At 59.5% G+C, this 18,221-nt stretch carries 14 protein-coding genes and 1 pseudogene; 8 read left to right on the forward strand and 7 right to left on the reverse strand.

Annotated features, from left to right (window positions below; translation table 11 throughout):
• Positions 1-103 precede the first annotated feature (103 nt).
• The 4 genes from leuA to D109_RS0121455 form a co-directional block, all read right to left on the reverse strand.
• Positions 104-1,783: a 2-isopropylmalate synthase gene (leuA, locus tag D109_RS0121440; protein ID WP_017478669.1), complete on the reverse strand. Its 1,680-nt coding sequence runs from the start codon at positions 1,781-1,783 to the stop codon at positions 104-106.
• Positions 1,784-2,103: 320 nt separating this feature from the next.
• Positions 2,104-2,925 (reverse strand): peptidoglycan DD-metalloendopeptidase family protein, encoded by an 822-nt coding sequence (locus tag D109_RS0121445; RefSeq protein ID WP_017478670.1) that lies wholly within the window; start codon positions 2,923-2,925, stop codon positions 2,104-2,106.
• A 3-nt stretch (positions 2,926-2,928) separates the two neighbouring features.
• Entirely contained in the window at positions 2,929-4,308 is a 1,380-nt protein-coding gene (xseA, locus tag D109_RS0121450) for an exodeoxyribonuclease VII large subunit (protein WP_017478671.1), read from the reverse strand.
• A gap of 10 nt (positions 4,309-4,318) precedes the next feature.
• Positions 4,319-5,209 (reverse strand): LysR family transcriptional regulator, encoded by an 891-nt coding sequence (locus tag D109_RS0121455; protein WP_017478672.1) that lies wholly within the window; start codon positions 5,207-5,209, stop codon positions 4,319-4,321.
• Positions 5,210-5,308: 99 nt separating this feature from the next.
• On the opposite strand from D109_RS0121455, the gene D109_RS0121460 reads away from it, so the two are divergent.
• From D109_RS0121460 to D109_RS1000000135350, 6 genes and pseudogenes are all read left to right on the forward strand, one after another.
• Positions 5,309-6,076 carry a sulfite exporter TauE/SafE family protein gene (locus tag D109_RS0121460; protein WP_017478673.1) on the forward strand — a complete coding sequence of 256 codons (768 nt, stop codon included), beginning with the start codon at positions 5,309-5,311 and terminating at the stop codon, positions 6,074-6,076.
• 161 nt (positions 6,077-6,237) lie between these two features.
• Positions 6,238-6,786, forward strand: coding sequence for a hypothetical protein (locus D109_RS0121465; protein ID WP_003209647.1), 549 nt, complete (start codon positions 6,238-6,240; stop codon positions 6,784-6,786).
• Positions 6,787-7,024: 238 nt separating this feature from the next.
• The gene (gene guaB, locus D109_RS0121470) at positions 7,025-8,494 is read left to right on the forward strand and encodes an IMP dehydrogenase (RefSeq protein WP_017478674.1); all 1,470 of its coding nucleotides are present in this window, start codon (positions 7,025-7,027) and stop codon (positions 8,492-8,494) included.
• Between the two features lie 82 nt (positions 8,495-8,576).
• Complete coding sequence (gene guaA, locus D109_RS0121475) at positions 8,577-10,154, forward strand: glutamine-hydrolyzing GMP synthase (protein WP_003209644.1); 1,578 nt, start codon at positions 8,577-8,579, stop codon at positions 10,152-10,154.
• Between the two features lie 459 nt (positions 10,155-10,613).
• A pseudogene (locus D109_RS1000000135345) lies at positions 10,614-11,585 on the forward strand (cache domain-containing protein); the annotation flags it as partial.
• An 87-nt stretch (positions 11,586-11,672) separates the two neighbouring features.
• Complete coding sequence (locus D109_RS1000000135350; protein WP_371103584.1) at positions 11,673-12,440, forward strand: methyl-accepting chemotaxis protein; 768 nt, start codon at positions 11,673-11,675, stop codon at positions 12,438-12,440.
• Here D109_RS1000000135350 and D109_RS01000000132065 read toward each other — a convergent pair.
• The 3 genes from D109_RS01000000132065 to treR form a co-directional block, all read right to left on the reverse strand.
• On the reverse strand, positions 12,430-12,897 hold the full coding sequence (locus tag D109_RS01000000132065) for a PoNe immunity protein domain-containing protein (protein WP_256219556.1): 468 nt from the start codon (positions 12,895-12,897) through the stop codon (positions 12,430-12,432). The two genes, D109_RS1000000135350 and D109_RS01000000132065, sit on opposite strands and share 11 nt — an antisense overlap.
• 343 nt (positions 12,898-13,240) lie before the next feature.
• Positions 13,241-13,831, reverse strand: a complete 591-nt coding sequence (locus D109_RS0121490; protein ID WP_026078129.1) for a GAD-like domain-containing protein — start codon at positions 13,829-13,831, stop codon at positions 13,241-13,243.
• Between the two features lie 258 nt (positions 13,832-14,089).
• Entirely contained in the window at positions 14,090-14,794 is a 705-nt protein-coding gene (treR, locus tag D109_RS0121495; RefSeq protein WP_017478677.1) for a trehalose operon repressor, read from the reverse strand.
• A 236-nt stretch (positions 14,795-15,030) separates the two neighbouring features.
• Between treR and treP the strand changes: the two genes are divergently transcribed.
• On the forward strand, positions 15,031-16,473 hold the full coding sequence (treP, locus tag D109_RS0121500) for a PTS system trehalose-specific EIIBC component (protein ID WP_017478678.1): 1,443 nt from the start codon (positions 15,031-15,033) through the stop codon (positions 16,471-16,473).
• Positions 16,474-16,538: 65 nt separating this feature from the next.
• Positions 16,539-18,185: an alpha,alpha-phosphotrehalase gene (gene treC, locus D109_RS0121505; protein ID WP_017478679.1), complete on the forward strand. Its 1,647-nt coding sequence runs from the start codon at positions 16,539-16,541 to the stop codon at positions 18,183-18,185.
• Positions 18,186-18,221 lie beyond the last annotated feature (36 nt).

Here is an 18,221-nt window from a genome sequence, read left to right on the forward strand (position 1 = left end):
CGCGGAGCGTCCGAGCTGCACTCCCACGCGGAGCGTGGGAACGATCATAAAAAAGGCCCCTGGATTTTCATCCCGGGGCCTTTTGCATGTCAGCGGTCAGTGCTTACGCCGCTTTCGCTTCCAGCTGGCTCAGCGAGCGGTTCAGCGCACTGAACACCGCCTTGAAGCTCGCCGTGGTGATGTTTTCATCAATACCCACACCGTGCACCGGACGCTCACCGTTCACCCGCAGCTCGATGTAAGCAGCGGCCTTGGCATGGGTGCCGGCACCAATCGCGTGTTCGTTGTAGTCCATGATCTCGACACCAATCGGCAGGCCGGCCACCAGCGCTTCCAGGGCGCCGTTGCCTTTACCGTGCCAGCGCAGGTTGGTTTCGCCCTGGCCCTTGCCGGAGACTTCAACTTCCACCGAGCTGTTGCCGTTCTCTTCCTGCAAGCGATGGCTCACCAGCGCGTAAGGAATGTTGGCTTGCAGGTATTCACGCTGCAACAAGCTGTAGATCTGTGCGGCAGTCATCTCCAGCCCCACGCGGTCGGTTTCGGCCTGTACCACCTGGCTGAACTCGATCTGCATGCGGCGCGGCAAGCTGATGCCGTATTCCTGCTCCAACAGGTAAGCGATGCCGCCTTTGCCCGACTGGCTGTTGACGCGAATCACCGCTTCGTAGCTGCGGCCAATGTCGGCCGGGTCGATCGGCAAGTACGGGACTTCCCACAGGGCATCGTCTTTCTGCTGGGAGAAGCCCTTGCGGATGGCGTCCTGGTGGGAGCCGGAGAAGGCGGTGTGAACCAGGTCGCCGACGTACGGGTGACGCGGGTGCACCGGGATCTGGTTGCACTCTTCGACAACCTTGCGGATGCCGTCGATGTCGGAGAAGTCCAACTGAGGGTCGAGGCCCTGGGTGTACATGTTCAACGCCACGGTCACCAGGTCGACGTTACCGGTACGCTCGCCGTTGCCGAACAGGCAGCCTTCGACACGGTCGGCGCCAGCCATCAGGCCCAACTCGGTAGCCGCCACGCCGGTGCCACGGTCGTTGTGGGTGTGCAGGCTGATGATCACGCTGTCACGACGGTTGATATGGCGACCGAACCACTCGATCTGGTCGGCATAGATGTTCGGGGTGGCGCATTCAACGGTGGCCGGCAGGTTGAGGATCACCTTGTGCTCAGGCGTCGGGTTCCAGACCTCGATCACCGCGTCACAGACTTCCTTGGCGAACTCAAGCTCGGTGGCGCTGAAGGTCTCTGGCGAGTATTCGAAGGTCCACTGGGTTTCCGGCTGCTGGGCGGCGTATTTGACGAACAGCTTGGCCGCGTTGACCGCGATGGCCTTGATGCCGTCCTTGTCCTGGTTGAACACGATGCGGCGGAACGACGGCGACGTGGCGTTGTACAAGTGAACGATGGCTTTTTTCGCCCCGCGCAGGGATTCGAAGGTGCGTGCGATCAAGTCTTCACGGCCCTGGGTCAGCACCTGGATGGTGGTGTCCTCGGGGATGTGGTTGTCTTCGATCAGGGTGCGCACGAAGTCGAAATCGGTTTGCGATGCGGCCGGGAAGGAGGCTTCGATTTCCTTCACGCCGACGGCGACCAGGGTCTTCCAGAAGCGCAGCTTTTTCACCGCGTCCATCGGCTCGATCAGCGACTGGTTGCCGTCGCGCAGGTCGGAACTGCACCAGATCGGCGCGGTGGTGATGGTCTTCGACGGCCAGGTGCGGTCCGGGATATCAATGGTCGGGAACGCGCGGTATTTCGAAGACGGATCTTTGAGCATGCTCATCGGGAAATCCTTTGTTTAAGGGCCGAAAAAAGGCGGCCTGCCGTAAAACTGTTATTGGGGGAAAAGCAGAAGACGAGGCAGATCGATTCAGCCTGGCAGTCGTGCGCTGACTAGGCACAGGCTGCGGTGCTGGCGGAGCTGAATGAGGGTGTGAGAGGTTTTCATAGGTCCAACCCTAACCGCCGGGGTGAAAGATGGCAAGCAGTCGAAAAAAATTGAGAGAAGTTCTGATATTGGTGCGGAAAACGAGATTTTATGGTTGAGAATTGTGCGTGATGCTGTTTTGTTTGCGCACCCGTTGCCGGGTGCGCAATTGAGTGTCAGGGCTGAAACGCGCCGATAAAGATCGCTGGATCCACCCGGGCGTCGTTCAGGCTGATGTTCCAATGCATATGCGGCCCGGTCGCCCGGCCCGTGGAACCGACCTTGCCCACCACCGCACCACGGGCCAGTTGCTGGCCTACGCTCACGTCAATCTTCGACATATGGCAGAACATGCTGATAAAGCCCTGGCCATGGTCCACAAACACGGTGTTGCCGTTAAAGAAGTAGTTGCCGGTCAGAATCACCTTGCCCGCTGCCGGGGTCTTGATCGGCGTGCCGGCGCCTACGGCAAAGTCCAGGCCGGAATGCGGATTACGCTCCTCGCCATTGAAGAAACGTCGCACGCCGAACTTGCTCGACAGTGGCCCGTTCACCGGCTTGTCCAGCAGCAGGTTGCTTGGCGTGTTCGGGCTGAAGCTGCGATACGCCTTGAGCTGGACCGCCAGTTCGCCTTCGATGCGCTTGAGTTGCGCCGGGTCCGGGTTCACCTGGCTTTTGTTCTTCAGGGTGATGTGCTGCTCGGGGTACTTCTTGAACCCCACGACAAACGGCAGGTTCTGGCTGCCGCTGGTGATGCGTTGGGTGCCGGGTTTGACCGTCAGCGGAATGCCCACAATCGCCAGCCAGTTGTTCTGTTCCTTCACCACCAGCACTGGCCGGTTCAGGTAGGTGGCTTTGGGCGCTGTCGCCGATGTGCCGAGGTCGACCACCGCGACGCCACCGGGCACCGGCTTGTTCAGCAGCCGGGTGATGTAGCTGTCGGCATGGGCGTTAAAGGTCAGGCACAGCAGCATCAACAAACTTAAAAAGCGTGGCATCAATCAATCCAGTAACGAGAGGGTGACGGGCGTCAGGTGGTTGTCTTCCACCCGCACTTGCAATTGGCCTTCACCGAGGCGCGCGGTGAGACGCTGGCCGGTGTGGGTTTGCGCGGCATTGCGAATCGCCTGGCCGCGTTCGTCGAGCAGGATGCTGTAGCCGCGTCCGAGAGTAGCCAGCGGGCTGACCACGTGCAGCGTCTGCACCTGGCTTTGCAGTTGCAGGCGACGGGCCTTGAGGCCTTCGCGCATGGCGCGGGGCAGGCGTTCGGCAAGGCTGTCCAGGCGCTGGCGGAGCAGGGCCAGTTGACGGCCTGGGTGTTGGCCGGCGAGGCGGGTTTCCAGGCGGATCAGCCGTTCACGACGGGTATTCAGGTTGCGCTCGAAGGCCCGGCGCAGGCGCATGTCCAGGTCGTCGAGGCGTTGGGCTTGCTGGCGCAGGCGTTCGCCCGGGTGACGCAGGCGACGGGCCATGCCTTCCAGGCGCAGGCGGTCGTGGGTCAGGCGGTTGCGCATCAGCATCACCAGGCGACGGTGCAGATTCTCTACCTGGCGAGTCAGGTGACTGGAGTCCGGCGCTAACAGTTCGGCAGCGGCGGAGGGGGTCGGGGCGCGTACGTCGGCGACAAAGTCACTGATCGACACATCGGTCTCATGGCCAACGGCGCTGACGATGGGCGTCACGCAGGCGTCCACCGCACGCGCTACTGCTTCTTCGTTGAAGCACCAGAGGTCTTCCAGCGAGCCGCCGCCACGGGCCAGGATCAACGCGTCGAAGCCCCGTGCGTCGGCCAGCTTCAGTGCGCGGACGATTTGCGCGACCGCTTCACGGCCTTGCACGGCCGTCGGGATCAACGTCAGCTCCACGTTGGGTGCCCGGCGGCGGAACACGCTGATGATGTCGCGAATCACCGCGCCGGTGGGCGAGCTGATAATGCCGATACGCCTTGGGTGGGCGGGCAGCGGCACCTTGCGCTCGGCGCTGAACAGGCCTTCGGCGCTGAGTTTTTCCTTCAGCGCGTCGAAGGCCAGGCGCAATGCGCCGTCACCGGCGGGCTCCACCGTGTCGAGAATCAACTGATAGTCGCCACGGCCTTCAAACAGCGAGACCTTGCCCCGTACCTTCACCGCCAGGCCGTCTTTCAACGCCTGGCGCACCCGTGCGGCGTTCTGCCGGAACAGCGCACAACGCACTTGGGCGCCGCTGTCCTTGAGGGTGAAGTACACGTGGCCGGAGGCCGGGCGGGCGAGGTTGGAGATCTCGCCTTCGACCCAGATATTGGTGAACACGTCTTCCAGCAACACCCGCGCACGGCCGTTGAGCTGGCTGACAGTCAGGACTTCGCGGTCCAGGCCCAGACGGGCAAAGGGATCTTTAATCATGGGCGGCAGTTTATAGGCATTCGTGCAGGGTTTGACAGAACTGCTCCACCAGCGCACTCGGCGTGTGCTGGCAGGCGAGGGCGACGGTGCTTTGGCAATCGGGGTCGGCCAAGGGCAGAAAATGAATGTTGGCCGGCGCGATGTCCTGCATCGACTCCGGCAGCAGGGCGATCCCGAATCCGGCCTGGATCAGCTGCAACTGCGTGGTCTTGCGCGACATCACCCGAGCGGCCTTTGGGAAAAATCCTGCACGCATGCACAACTCGGCTGACAGGTAACTCAGCCCTCCACGCTGGGGGTGAGGGATCGAGATAAACGCTTCGTTCTTCAGTTGCGCCAAATCGATACCGGATGTGTGCCCGGCCAGCCGGTGATTCGGCGGCACCGCCAGCAACAGCCGCTCGCTATATAAAGGCACGATGCGCACGCCCTCGCGCTGGCGCAACACCGGCAAGCGCAACAGCCCGACTTCCAGCCGACCGTCGGCGATTTCTTCCAGCTGGGCTTCGGAGGACAGTTTGGCGATGTCCATCGACACGCCCGGGCACTGTTCCAACCAGGCACCGATGCCGCGCAGCAAGCGGCCACTCATCGGTACCGTGCTCGAATGGCTCATGCGCAGGGTACCGAGTTGGCCATTGCCCACTTGCGTCGCCATTTCACTGGCTTTGTGCAGTTCGCCCAGCAGGTTGCGTGCCCGTGGGTAAAACGCCTCGCCCGCAGCCGTCAGCCGCGGCTGGCGCGCAGTGCGTTCGAACAAGGGCGTTTGCAGCAGGTTTTCCAGTTCCTTGATCTGCCGGCTGAGGGCCGATTGCGCCACAAACAGCCGCTCGGCCGCCGCGCTGAAGCTACCGCTCTCGGCGATTTCGACGAAGTAACGCAACTGCCGGGTGGAAATCACAAGTCATGCCTTTTCGAGATGAGTGATGGGCTTTGAAGATATTAGTCGCAACCCTCGCCAATGGCTAAAGTGATGGCCATCTCCAATAAGGAATACCTCATGAGCCCGGTCGAACTGTTGAGTCATTGGTCGTTTGGCGGTGTTGACTGGCTGGTGATCGGCGTGGCGATTGCCCTAGCGTATATCGTGTTCGGTATCGCAGGCTTTGGTACCGCGCTGGTGGCGGGGCCGATCCTGATTCTGTTCATGCCGTTGTCGAAGATCATTCCGTTGCTGGTGCTGCTGGATTTTGTCGCGGCCTTTGGCAACCTCCTGCAATCGCGGCGGGATGTGGTGAAACCGGAATTGCTGAGGCTGCTGCCGTGCATGGCGATTGGCTGCACCCTTGGGGTGATCTTCCTGCTCAACCTGCACTCTGATTTATTGTTGCTATTGATGGGGCTGTTTATCAGTGCCTATGCGATCTACAGCCTGGCGGTGAAGGCCAAGCCCACACAGCTGGCGGCCGGCTGGGCGATTCCCATGGGGGTTGTCGGTGGGCTGTTCGGGGCGTTGTTCGGCAGCGGCGGCTTTTTATATGCGATCTACCTCAACAGCCGCTTGCCCAAGGACGGCGCGCGGGCGACCCAGAGCGCGTTGATCAGTTGCAGCACAGTGGTGCGCCTGGGCCTGTTTCTGATCGCGGGCGTGTATGCCGAGCTACCCTTATTGATGTTGGCGGTGTGCCTGTTGCCGGCCATGGCGCTCGGGCTGTGGGCGGGCCGGCGGTTGACCCTGCGCATGTCTCGCGAGGCATTCGTGCGGTTGGTGACCTGGCTGGTGCTGGCCAGTGGCATTGCCTTGATTGCCCGTTACTTGAGTACTTGACCTGTGGGTGTCAGGGATTAAGCTGCCGGGCTTTAGGGCCTCTTCGCGAGCAAGCCCGCTCCCACATTCGACTGCATTTATCCTGTAGGAATGCGGTCGAATGTGGGAGCGGGCTTGCTCGCGAAGGCGTCAGAAGCCACACCGCAGGACACCCAGGCACCATGAACTCCCAAAGCATCCTTGTCCCCAAGATCTCCACCTTGCCCGTCCACGAACCCCGCGCCCGGGCGATTGTGCGCTGGCTGGTGCGCAAGAACATCGTCAAGGAAGAACTCACCACTTGCGGGCGCACCGGCAACCGCATGGGCTATGCCTTGGCCGACGGTGCCCGCGCCGTGGTGCTGCATCCCGATGCGCTACCGTTCAACGAGCCAATCAACGGCCTGGAGATTATCTACAAGCGCTGCATCTACACCCCGGCCAAGGGTTTTCTCGAAGAAGCCGGCTGCCCGGAATGCCTGAAGGAAGTCGGCGAAGCCCTGTTCGAAAGCCTGGAAGACTGGATGCCCGGTCACACCGATAACTTCACCTGCCCGTTGTGTGGGCATGAAGACGACATCAATGGCTTCCTGTTCCTGCAGGAATGCGGCTTTTCCAACCTGGGATTTATCTTCAATAACTGGGCGGAGGCGGGGTTCAAGCAGAGTTTTATCGACGAATTTGCCGACTGGCTGGACCAGAAGATGAGTTGGGTCAAAGTCGAGCTTTGACCCGATGTAATCGTTCCCACGCTCCCGCGTGGGAACGCTTCCCCTGACGCTCCGCGTCGCCCTGGCCAGGACGCGGAGCGTCCAAAGCGGCATTCCCACGCAGAGCGTGTGAACGATCAGTGCTGCAAAAATCATCCATCTATCAGTATTACCAAGTTTGTCAGAGTTTTACATTGAACCCGAGGGGGTGTCTGACTATAATGGCGCGCTTCCATTTTCCCGCTCGGGAGCCCCCGCGATGCTGCGTATCAGCCAAGAAGCTCTGACATTCGACGACATTCTCCTAGTGCCCGGTTATTCCGAGGTGCTTCCTAACGAAGTCAGTCTCAAGACCCGCCTAACCCGTGGCATCGAGCTGAATATTCCCCTGGTTTCCGCTGCCATGGATACCGTCACCGAAGCCCGTTTGGCAATCGCCATGGCTCAGGAAGGCGGCATCGGCATCATCCACAAGAACATGACCATCGAGCAGCAAGCTGCCGAAGTTCGCAAGGTCAAGCGTTACGAAGCCGGTGTGGTCAAGGACCCGATCACCATCGAGGCCGATGCCACCGTTCGTGACCTGTTCGACCTGACCCGCCTGCACAACATCTCCGGCGTTCCGGTGCTGCACGATGGCGACCTGGTCGGCATCGTCACGTCCCGTGACGTGCGTTTCGAGAACCGTCTTGAAGTCACCGTCCGCGAAGTGATGACGCCTAAAGAGCGCCTCGTGACTGTCAAGGAAGGCGCCGACAAGAACGATGTGCGTGAACTGCTGCACAAGCACCGCATCGAACGCGTACTGATCGTCGACGACAAATTCGCCCTCAAGGGCATGATGACTGTCAACGACATCGAAAAAGCCAAAGCTTACCCGCTGGCCAGCAAGGACGATCAAGGTCGTCTGCGCGTAGGCGCTGCGGTCGGTACCGGCAAAGACACCGGTGACCGTGTAGCAGCCCTGGTGGCTGCAGGTGTTGACGTGGTGGTGGTCGACACTGCCCACGGCCACTCCAAAGGCGTGATCGACCGCGTTCGCTGGGTCAAACAGAATTTCCCTGAAGTGCAAGTGATCGGCGGCAACATTGCCACCGGTGCTGCCGCCAAGGCCCTCGCCGAAGCCGGTGCTGATGCGGTCAAGGTCGGTATCGGCCCTGGCTCGATCTGCACCACCCGTATCGTGGCCGGTGTAGGCGTGCCGCAAATCAGCGCTATCGCCAACGTTGCCGCTGCCCTTGAAGGCACCGGCGTACCGTTGATCGCCGACGGCGGCATCCGTTTCTCCGGTGACCTGTCCAAGGCCATCGTCGCCGGTGCTTCCTGCGTGATGATGGGCTCGATGTTCGCCGGTACTGAAGAAGCGCCGGGCGAGATCGAACTGTTCCAGGGTCGTTCGTACAAGGCTTACCGTGGCATGGGTTCCCTGGGCGCCATGTCCCAGGCTCAAGGTTCTTCCGACCGCTACTTCCAGGACTCCTCCGCGGGCGCCGAGAAGCTGGTACCGGAAGGCATTGAAGGGCGTGTTCCGTACAAGGGCACCCTGAGCGCCATCATCCATCAACTGATGGGTGGCCTGCGTTCCTCGATGGGCTACACCGGCAGCGCCGACATCGAAGAAATGCGCACCAAGCCTGAGTTCGTGCGGATCACCGGTGCCGGCATGGCCGAGTCCCACGTCCACGACGTACAGATCACCAAGGAAGCGCCAAACTACCGCGTAGGTTGATGCTTCCAGCAAATAGTTAAGTAACCGGGGCTGTCTTATTCAGCCCCGAGTTGTTTCTGATTCATTAGACGAGACTGATCTCATGGCCCTCGACATTCACGCCCACCGCATCCTGATCCTCGACTTCGGTTCCCAGTACACCCAGCTGATCGCCCGCCGCGTGCGTGAAATCGGCGTGTACTGCGAACTGCATCCGTTCGACATGGACGACGAAGCGATTCGCGAATTCGCTCCAAAAGGCGTCATTCTCGCCGGCGGCCCCGAGTCCGTACACGAAGCCAACAGCCCGCGTTGCCCGCAGGCAGTGTTTGACCTGGGCGTGCCGGTCTTCGGTATCTGCTACGGCATGCAGACCATGGCCGAGCAACTGGGCGGCAAGGTTGAAGGTTCCGAGCTGCGTGAATTCGGTTACGCCCGTGTCGACGTGGTCGGCAAGAGCCGCCTGCTGGACGGCATCGAAGACCATATCGATGCCGACGGCCTGTTCGGCCTCGACGTATGGATGAGCCACGGTGACAAGGTCACCAGGATGCCGGAAGACTTCCACATCCTGGCCAGCACCCCGAGCTGCCCGATTGCCGGCATGTTCAACGACGAGCGCGGCTACTACGGCGTGCAGTTCCACCCGGAAGTGACCCACACCAAGCAAGGCGGTCGCATCCTGTCGCGCTTCATCCTCGACATCTGCCAGTGCGAAGCCCTGTGGACCCCGTCGAAGATCGCTGAAGACGCCATCGCCAACGTGCGTGCCCAGGTCGGCACCGACAACGTCCTGCTGGGCCTGTCCGGCGGCGTTGACTCCTCCGTGGTTGCGGCATTGCTGCACAAGGCCATCGGCGACCAGCTGACTTGCGTCTTCGTCGACAACGGCCTGCTGCGCCTGCACGAAGGCGAGCAGGTGATGGCCATGTTCGCCGAGAACATGGGCGTCAAGGTGATCCGCGCCAACGCTGAAGATCAGTTCCTGAACAACCTGGCCGGCGAGTCCGACCCGGAGAAGAAGCGCAAGATCATCGGCCGCACCTTCATCGACGTATTCGATGCCCAGTCCAACAAACTGGACAACATCAAGTACCTCGCCCAGGGCACCATCTACCCGGACGTGATCGAGTCGGCAGGCGCCAAGAGCGGCAAGGCCCACGTGATCAAGTCCCACCACAACGTGGGTGGCCTGCCTGAGGAAATGAACCTCAAGCTGGTAGAACCGCTGCGTGAACTGTTCAAGGACGAAGTCCGTCGTCTGGGCCTGGAACTGGGCCTGCCGTACGACATGGTCTACCGCCACCCCTTCCCGGGCCCGGGCCTGGGCGTGCGGATCCTGGGTGAAGTGAAGAAGGAATACGCCGACCTGCTGCGTCGCGCTGACCACATCTTCATCGAAGAACTGCGCAAGGCCGACTGGTACCACAAGGTCAGCCAGGCGTTCGTAGTGTTCCAGCCAGTCAAGTCGGTTGGCGTGGTCGGCGATGGCCGTCGTTACGCATGGGTCGTGGCCCTGCGTGCGGTGGAAACCATCGACTTCATGACCGCCCGTTGGGCACACCTGCCGTACGAGCTGCTGGAAACCGTCAGCGGTCGTATCATCAATGAGATCGAAGGTATTTCGCGCGTGACTTATGACGTGTCGAGCAAGCCGCCGGCGACGATTGAGTGGGAGTGAGCCCACAGTGAGGCATGAAAAAACCGGCTTTTGCCGGTTTTTTCATGCCCGCGATAAGGGCTTATTGTTGCTTATTAAAGAGTCGCATTATGTGGGTGGCCCCTGAAATTCCGCGCAAAGACCTCTTTCCTCGTTCGTTGAATATCCCCGCAGGTCAGTGACTTTTGGCAGCCTCGGTCAAGATGGCATCAGTGGCAACCGTAACAATCATTTGTTCTGAAGCCGATTCACAGTAGGTGACAGTAAAGGTTGCGCGACACAGGCCGATATAATTTCGGTCGCGACTCGCTTCCAGCAGGGTTGCTTCGGGTGCTTATCTCACTTATTCAGGCAGTGCTCTGCAAAATGAAAATAAAGAACAAGCTCGTCCTGGCTTTTGTGCTCGTCGCGTTCATTCCCGTAAGCCTGGTAGCCGTGATATCCGTGCTCAATACCCGGTCTGAAGCGGTCAACCAGTTCATGGATGGCAGCACCCGAGAAATACGCCAGATCGACGGTAACATCCGGCAGTTTTTTGATGGCACGCAGCAAAACGTCGATCAGATGGCCACAGACCCCACCTACACATCGGTCGGCAGCCTCAAACACTATGAGGCTGCCGACGCAGCCAGCCAGCCGTTGCCTGCGGCAGCCCGGCAAGTCATAGACGCGTTTGCGCGGTATGGCGCGACGCATCCGGCAGCGGCAATCCTGTCCATTGGTCTGGAAGACGGCAGTTACGCGAAATGGCCGGATGACCCGCAGTTGTCCAACTACGACCCGCGTACGCGCCCGTGGTACAAGGCCGCCATGGCCAGCCCCGGTAAGGCTGTAAGAACCGCAGCGTATTACTACGACAAGGACGCGGTAGCACTGGTCGGTAGCGCCAGGGCCATGCTCGATGAAGCGGGCAAGGCCAAGGGCGTGTTTGTGGTGAGCGTATCGCTGGCCAACCTCACCGAACTGGTCAAAAGCATCAAGCTCGGCGAAAGCGGCTACGTGATGCTCATCGAGGACGGCACAGTCTTGGTCGACCCGCGTGATGCCGGGCACAGCTTCAAGCAGCTCAAGGATTTGGGTGAGCCTTACGCCAAACTGGCCGCCACTGCGCAAGGGGCCACCGAGGTGCAGATCAACGGCGTCCGTTATATGGCCAACGTGTGGACATCGCCCGGTCTGGGCTGGCGTTACGTAGGGTTGATCGAGTACAGCGAAGTCATGGCCGAGGCCACACGCATGACCTACCTGACGGTCGCTATCGTGGTGGTACTGGTGCTGCTGTTTGCACTGCTGGCGGCGGCCTTCGCCAAGGTCATTGTCAAGCCTATCGGCCAGGTCAGCACCGGGCTGCAGTCGATTGCTGAAGGTGAGGGCGACCTGCGCCGTGATCTTGAGGTACAGGGCAAAGACGAAACGGCAGAGCTGGCAGGCTGGTTCAACAAGTTTCTCACCGCGATACGCCAGTTGATCCAGAGCATCGGCGCTGCATCGACCAATCTGCAGGATGCCTCACGTGTTAACAGTGAAGTGGCCAATAACATGAACCAGGCGGCTGGACGCCAGCGTGAGGCGGTGGAACTGGTGTCCACGGCGTTCAATGAAATGGTGGCTACTGCCAATGAAGTGGCACGCTCGTGTAGCGCTGCGGCCAATTCCGCCGAGAGTGGCCATCATCGTGTCGCCGAAGGCAAAGAGCAGATCGAGTTGACTACCGACAACGTCAATCGCCTTGGGCGTCGCCTGACCGAGTCTTCGCAGGCCATGGTGGAGCTGGAGGAGGGTAGCCGCAGCATCAACCAGATTCTGGGCACCATCCGCGCCATCGCTGAGCAGACCAACCTGCTGGCACTGAACGCGGCAATCGAAGCGGCACGGGCCGGTGACCAGGGCCGAGGGTTTGCGGTGGTCGCGGATGAAGTCCGCGCGTTGGCCAAGCGTACCTCGGATTCCACTGGGGAAATCGACCAGTTGCTCAGCGCGCTCGGCGGCAAGACCCAGGAAGTGTCGCAGAAGATGGAAAGCTGCCTGGACCTCTCACGCGCCAGCGTGTCCGCTATTGAAAACGCACGTGAAAGCTTTGAAGGCATCCAACTGTCGGTGAATGAAATCAGGGATCAGAACCTGCAGATATCCGCCGCGGCCGAAGAGCAGCACAGCGTCGCCGAAGAAATCAACCGGCATATCCAACAGATCTACGACGAAGCGCGACTGGTCGAGAGCCTTGCCAGTTCTGCGCAGGAAGACTCGGGCCGGCTTTCGCATCTGTCGAGTGAGCTGAACGGGCTGGTGGGGCGCTTTAAGTCGTAAACACGTGAGGCGCCATAGGTAAACCAATAAGGATGCCGATAGCTGACCGCCTGCGGGTCTTATCCGGATTTGGCGCCTGGTACCAGTGTTCAACAAAGGCTTTGAGCAGCGGTGCCTGAGAGTCTGCTGGGGCATCCACGGCCTTCAACAAACGACCATACGGCTTGGGGTAGAGAAGCACGGTTCCTATCTTGCGGTCTGGGCTGCGGCTGACAATGATCCGATCAAGCAGTAAATCTTCGCCATCATTGTCGATCAAGGCCAGCAAGCGATGCCATTGCTCGTTTGGAATTTCGAGTGCGAGTGCTAAGCCGACCAGCCAGAAGCAAATGATGTAGTGGTCGTAATTGAAGCGCCAGTAGTGCCAGGTAAATTGCTGCTCTGCAGTCCACACTGCTGCCCCGAGACGCTCAGCTTCTTCCCGCGCCTCTAACAGGCCGGGGAAATAATGCGCCAAGTCAGTAATTGGGTATTCGGAAGAGTATTTGCGCAGGATTTAGTGCCAGTATTTCTGAGCAAGTGTAAATTGGAATTGGGGCGCATAATCCTGGTCACCTGAGTTGTTATCAGCGGCTACAGATTATTTTTTATGTAATCGTCGTTGTGCTCAATCCACTCAGACCAGTAGCTTATCTACTCTAATGGTGCGCGAATCATTTAGCTATTCCTCTGCTGAGTACACCGTCCCAAGCCAATCGCCCATCATGCACCATTTTCCTTAGACCCATGATGAGTACTGGTTAATTCCACAATTGATCCTGTTGCGAACGGAATAGTTATTTTTATTTATTTAATCTTATTCAACGTCGTAATTGATCAAGAATCATCAGGTGAGCATGGATATCCACCTTTTTCATATGCTTCAGCTCAGCCTTTCCTCCAATGCAAAGGGCAGGCTCGAATGCGTACATCTCATCTGCGCCAACCGGCCCAAGCTTTGCCAGTGCGCGCTGGAACAGCGGCTTGCCTAGATTGTCCTCGAAGTCGAGACTTTCTCGACTGGTAGAACCAAGGAATATACCCAGCGTTCTATCCGGGACCGGGTTGGGCTTACTCAATTGGTTCTTCAGCGCAACAATGCCGCCCGCTAGACTTGATATTGTAATTTTGCGCTGGTAACGCTCACCCCATGCATACAACGAACCAAATGCATCCCTGGCGATCACATTATAGTTGTCGACTTCTGCCAAGCCACTGCCCTGCTGCCATCTATCGAGCGTCGCCTTGTATGGCTCCGGATCTACAATCCAGAACAGCCCATCAGCATACGAGCACCAACCTTCATTCTGCCAATAACCAAGCAGAGCCTTGGGTAATATTGAGTGATACTTGTCGATACTTGACTTGGGCACTTCTCGACGCGAGTTTGGTTCGCCTAGATTATCGATCAATGATTGAAAAAAATTCGTCTCTCAATTTCCAAGCCCTCTTAGTAACTCCAGTCTGACATTCATCTTCGCCTGCCCTGAACCATTGGCGATGGCGGAAGACATTGCCTGATCCAACGCTTTCAAGCGGCTCGGCCAGTTGCCTCGATCGACGAGTTGATCAGTGTCAGCGCGAGGTGTTTGGCATTCGTCGAGGAGAAGCGCGCCAGCCCCATGACATATCTGGAGGAGGCTGGCTTGTGCAGTGGGCAGCGTGAGGCCTCACCGCCGCGCAATATCCGAAAAGTAAAACTTATCCAGCGTATGCCGCGACTCGGTGTACTCGAACTGCCGTCCATCCTGCAAAAACGTCTGGTTGCTCACCACGATCACATGGCTCTGACCTTCGAGGTCCAAGTGTGTCTGATCGTCCTTCCCCCGCGGCAGCGCTTCGATGGTGCGCTGCGCATAGCTGATCTGAAGCTGCAGCGTCTGCTCGATAAACGCATAGATCGACTGCTCGGCAATCGAGCGGTCCAGCCCCGGAATCAGATCGGCGACGAAGTGGTTGATGTCGAGGATCACCCGCTTGCCGTCGATCCGCCGTACCCGTTTGACCCGGGTTATCAGGCTGCCGGCTTCGGCTTCGATGTGTTGCATCAGCGGCCCTTCCAGGGGGAATTGGCTGAACTCCACCACTTCGGTGCTGACGTCATCGCCGAGGGCGGCATGGGTCTCGCGAAAGCTGACGATGCCACCGAGCTGGAATTCGATGGGGTTGGGCGACAGTACGAACGTGCCCTTGCCATGGATTTTTTGTGCGAACCCACGCTCCTGCAATTGCTCGATCGCCCGGCGCACCGTGCCACGGCTGGCCTGGTAGGCGTCCATCAGTTCGGTTTCGGAGGGCAGGCGCGTGCCGCGTTGCAGGCGTTCGGTGGTGATGCTGGCAAGCAGATCGGTATAGATCTGGTTGTATTTACTCATGGGGGAGGGCTCTGTGCCGCGTTGGCGTTCAAGGCAGGAACCTTAGTGGCAGCGATGGGGTTTGTCCATGCAACCCATTTTAGAACTCGGAAATTTCTGACTCGAAAAACAGAAAATTAATCATTTTCAAACTCGTACATACGAGTTATTGCTTTAACTCGTACAGACGAGTACTTTTGGCCTCGGCGTGCTGCCTATGACCGCCCCAATAAAAAAAACCAAAGTGGATACCAAGCATGAGCCACGACTATCCGAATATTGCCCGCGAGATTCTCAAGAACCTCGGTGGCAGCGACAACCTTGAGCAAGCTGCCCACTGCGTCACCCGCCTGCGCCTGGCTCTCAAGGACCCGAGCCTGGCCAACAGCGGCGCTCTGAACCAGGTCGATCTGGTCAAGGGTTCGTTCTTCACCGGCGGCCTGTTCCAGATCGTGATCGGCCCCGGCGAAGTGGAAAAGGTCTACGCCGCCCTGCGTGAGCAAACCGGCCTCGCCGCGTCGACCATCGCGGATGTGAAACAGAAAAGCGCCGACAAAATAAACCCGATGCAGCGCCTCGTGCGGGTGTTCTCCGACGTGTTCATGCCGATTTTGCCGGCGCTGATCATTGCCGGCTTGCTCATGGGGGTGAACAACCTGATGGGCGCCAAGGGCATGTTCATCGCGGACAAGACCCTGCTCGACGCCTATCCGAACCTGGATGGCCTGTGGAGCCTGATCAACCTGATGGCCAACACCTCGTTCGTGTTCCTGCCGGCGCTGGTGGGCTGGTCGGCGGCCAAGCGCTTTGGTGGCAGTGAAATCCTCGGCATCGTCCTCGGCCTGATGCTGGTGCACCCCGATTTGCTCAACGCCTGGAACTACGGCAAGGCGGTCGCCGGCCTCGACGGCCAGAGCCTGCCGTACTTCGATATTTTCGGCTGGTTCAAGATCGAGAAGGTTGGTTACCAGGGCCAGATCCTGCCGATCCTGCTGGCCGCCTACGTGATGAGCGTGATTGAAAAATGGCTGCGGGCGCGGGTGCCGAATGCCATCCAATTGCTGGTAGTGCCGATCACTACCATCGTCGTCACCGGCGTGCTGGCACTGGCGATCATCGGCCCGGTGACCCGTCACCTCGGCATCCTGATCACCGAAGGCGTGGTCACTTTGTTCGACCTGGCGCCCATGGTCGGCGGCGCCATTTTCGGCCTGCTGTACGCACCGCTGGTGATCACCGGCATGCACCACATGTTCCTCGCCGTGGACCTGCAACTGATCTCCACCCAGGGCGGCACCTTTATCTGGCCGATGATCGTCATGTCCAACCTGGCCCAGGGCAGCGCGGCGCTTGGCGTGTTCTACATGAGCCGCAATGCGCGGGACAAAAGCATGGCGTCCACCTCGGCGATTTCCGCTTACTTCGGCATCACGGAGCCGGCGATGTTCGGGGTCAACCTGCGCTTCAAGTTTCCGTTCTATGCCGCCCTGACCGGCTCGGCGCTGGGCAGTATTTTCCTGTCGCTGAACAAGGTCCAGGCCTCGGCCATTGGCGTGGGTGGCTTGCCCGGGTTCATCTCGATCATCCCGCAATACATCCCAAGTTTTGTCATCGGCATGGTCGTTGCGATTGTCGTGCCATTTGTTTTGACCTGTGTGCTGAGCATGAAGATTGTTCGGCCTGGATACCGGGTCGCCTGACCTACCGCTATCGCAGGCAAGCCAGCTCCCACCGTTGATCGCATTTCAAATTGAAGGAACCCACCATGCAAAACTGGCAACACTCGGTGATCTACCAGATCTACCCAAAAAGCTTTCATAGCCACGCGGGTAACGCCACCGGTGACCTGCTGGGCATCGTGGACAAGCTCGATTACCTGAAGTGGCTGGGCGTTGACTGCCTGTGGATCACCCCGTTCCTGCGCTCGCCGCAACGCGACAACGGCTACGACATCAGCGACTACTACGCCATCGACCCGAGCTACGGGACCATGGCCGATTGCGACCTGCTGATCAGCGAAGCCGCCAAGCGCGGCATCACGCTGATGCTCGACATCGTGGTCAACCACACCTCCATCGAACACGAGTGGTTCCAGCAGGCCCGCAGCAGTCTCGACAACCCGTACCGCGACTTCTACATCTGGCGCGACCAGCCGAACAACTGGGAATCCAAGTTCGGCGGCTCGGCCTGGGAATACGAGGCGCAAACCGGCCAGTACTTCCTGCACCTGTTCGACCACACCCAGGCCGACTTGAATTGGGACAACCCCAAGGTGCGCGCCGAAGTGTTCAAGTTGATGCGCTTCTGGCGCGACAAGGGCGTGGGCGGTTTCCGCCTGGACGTGATCAACCTGATCTCCAAGCCGGCGGATTTCCCGGAAGACAACAGCGACGGCCGACGCTTCTACACCGACGGCCCGAACGTGCACGAATACCTGAAGGAAATGCACCGCGAAGTGTTCGAGGGGCATGACCTGATCAACGTCGGCGAGATGTCGTCCACCAGCCTTGAGCACTGCATTCGTTATTCGAACCCGCAGTCGAAAGAGCTGTCGATGACCTTCAACTTTCACCACCTGAAAGTCGATTACCCGAACCTGCAAAAGTGGGTCGCGGCCGACTTCGACTTCCTGCAACTCAAGCAGATTTTGTCTGACTGGCAACTCGGCATGCAGGCCGGTGGCGGCTGGAATGCGCTGTTCTGGTGTAACCACGACCAGCCGCGAGTGGTCTCGCGTTTTGGTGACGACGGCGAGCACCGCGTGGTCTCGGCGAAGATGCTCGCCACTGCGTTGCACTTCCTCCAGGGCACACCTTTTGTGTACCAGGGCGAAGAGCTGGGCATGACCAATCCGGGCTTCGACACCATCGACCAATACCGGGATGTCGAAACCCTGAACATCTACCGGCTCAAGCGCGAGGCGGGGGAGTCCGAAGCGTCGAGCATGGCGGCGATCATGCAGAAGTCCCGCGACAACGGCCGCACACCGATGCAGTGGAATGCCGAGCAAAACGCCGGCTTCAGCCGGGGCGAACCGTGGATCGGCATCCCGGCCAACGCGGCCCGGATCAACGTGCAAAGCCAGCTGGATGACCCGCATTCGGTGCTGCATCACTACCGCGCGCTGATCGAACTGCGTCGGCACGAGCCGCTGATTCAGGAAGGCGTTTATCGCCAACTGCTGCCACAGCACACCCAGGTCTGGGCATACCTGCGCGAAGGCCACGGCGAGCGCCTGCTGGTGCTGAACAACTTCTACGGTACGCCCTGCCAGATCGAACTGCCCGATGGCCTGCTGACGGCGGCGAGTGAGCAACGCCTGCTGATCAGCAACTACGACGACTGCCCACAGCGTTCGAGCCAGGTCTCGCTGCGCCCGTATGAATCGTTTGTGCTGCACCTCAAGGACTGAGACCCGCTTTACCCCCCCGGTGTGGGAGCGCCGGGG

Origin of the sequence: Pseudomonas sp. PAMC 26793, from assembly GCF_000313235.1 — a bacterium.
In the GTDB taxonomy this organism is placed as follows: Bacteria; Pseudomonadota; Gammaproteobacteria; order Pseudomonadales; family Pseudomonadaceae; genus Aquipseudomonas; species Aquipseudomonas yamanorum.

What these genes read in the sequence shown, in the direction of transcription:
- leuA (WP_017478669.1), bottom strand. Translation starts at nt 1,783, where the DNA reads ATGAGCATGCTCAAAGATCCGTCTTCGAAATACCGCGCGTTCCCGACC.
- D109_RS0121445 (WP_017478670.1), bottom strand. Translation starts at nt 2,925, where the DNA reads ATGCCACGCTTTTTAAGTTTGTTGATGCTGCTGTGCCTGACCTTTAAC.
- xseA (WP_017478671.1), bottom strand. Translation starts at nt 4,308, where the DNA reads ATGATTAAAGATCCCTTTGCCCGTCTGGGCCTGGACCGCGAAGTCCTG.
- D109_RS0121460 (WP_017478673.1), top strand. Translation starts at nt 5,309, where the DNA reads ATGAGCCCGGTCGAACTGTTGAGTCATTGGTCGTTTGGCGGTGTTGAC.
- D109_RS0121465 (WP_003209647.1), top strand. Translation starts at nt 6,238, where the DNA reads ATGAACTCCCAAAGCATCCTTGTCCCCAAGATCTCCACCTTGCCCGTC.
- guaB (WP_017478674.1), top strand. Translation starts at nt 7,025, where the DNA reads ATGCTGCGTATCAGCCAAGAAGCTCTGACATTCGACGACATTCTCCTA.
- guaA (WP_003209644.1), top strand. Translation starts at nt 8,577, where the DNA reads ATGGCCCTCGACATTCACGCCCACCGCATCCTGATCCTCGACTTCGGT.
- D109_RS1000000135350 (WP_371103584.1), top strand. Translation starts at nt 11,673, where the DNA reads ATGAACCAGGCGGCTGGACGCCAGCGTGAGGCGGTGGAACTGGTGTCC.
- treR (WP_017478677.1), bottom strand. Translation starts at nt 14,794, where the DNA reads ATGAGTAAATACAACCAGATCTATACCGATCTGCTTGCCAGCATCACC.
- treP (WP_017478678.1), top strand. Translation starts at nt 15,031, where the DNA reads ATGAGCCACGACTATCCGAATATTGCCCGCGAGATTCTCAAGAACCTC.
- treC (WP_017478679.1), top strand. Translation starts at nt 16,539, where the DNA reads ATGCAAAACTGGCAACACTCGGTGATCTACCAGATCTACCCAAAAAGC.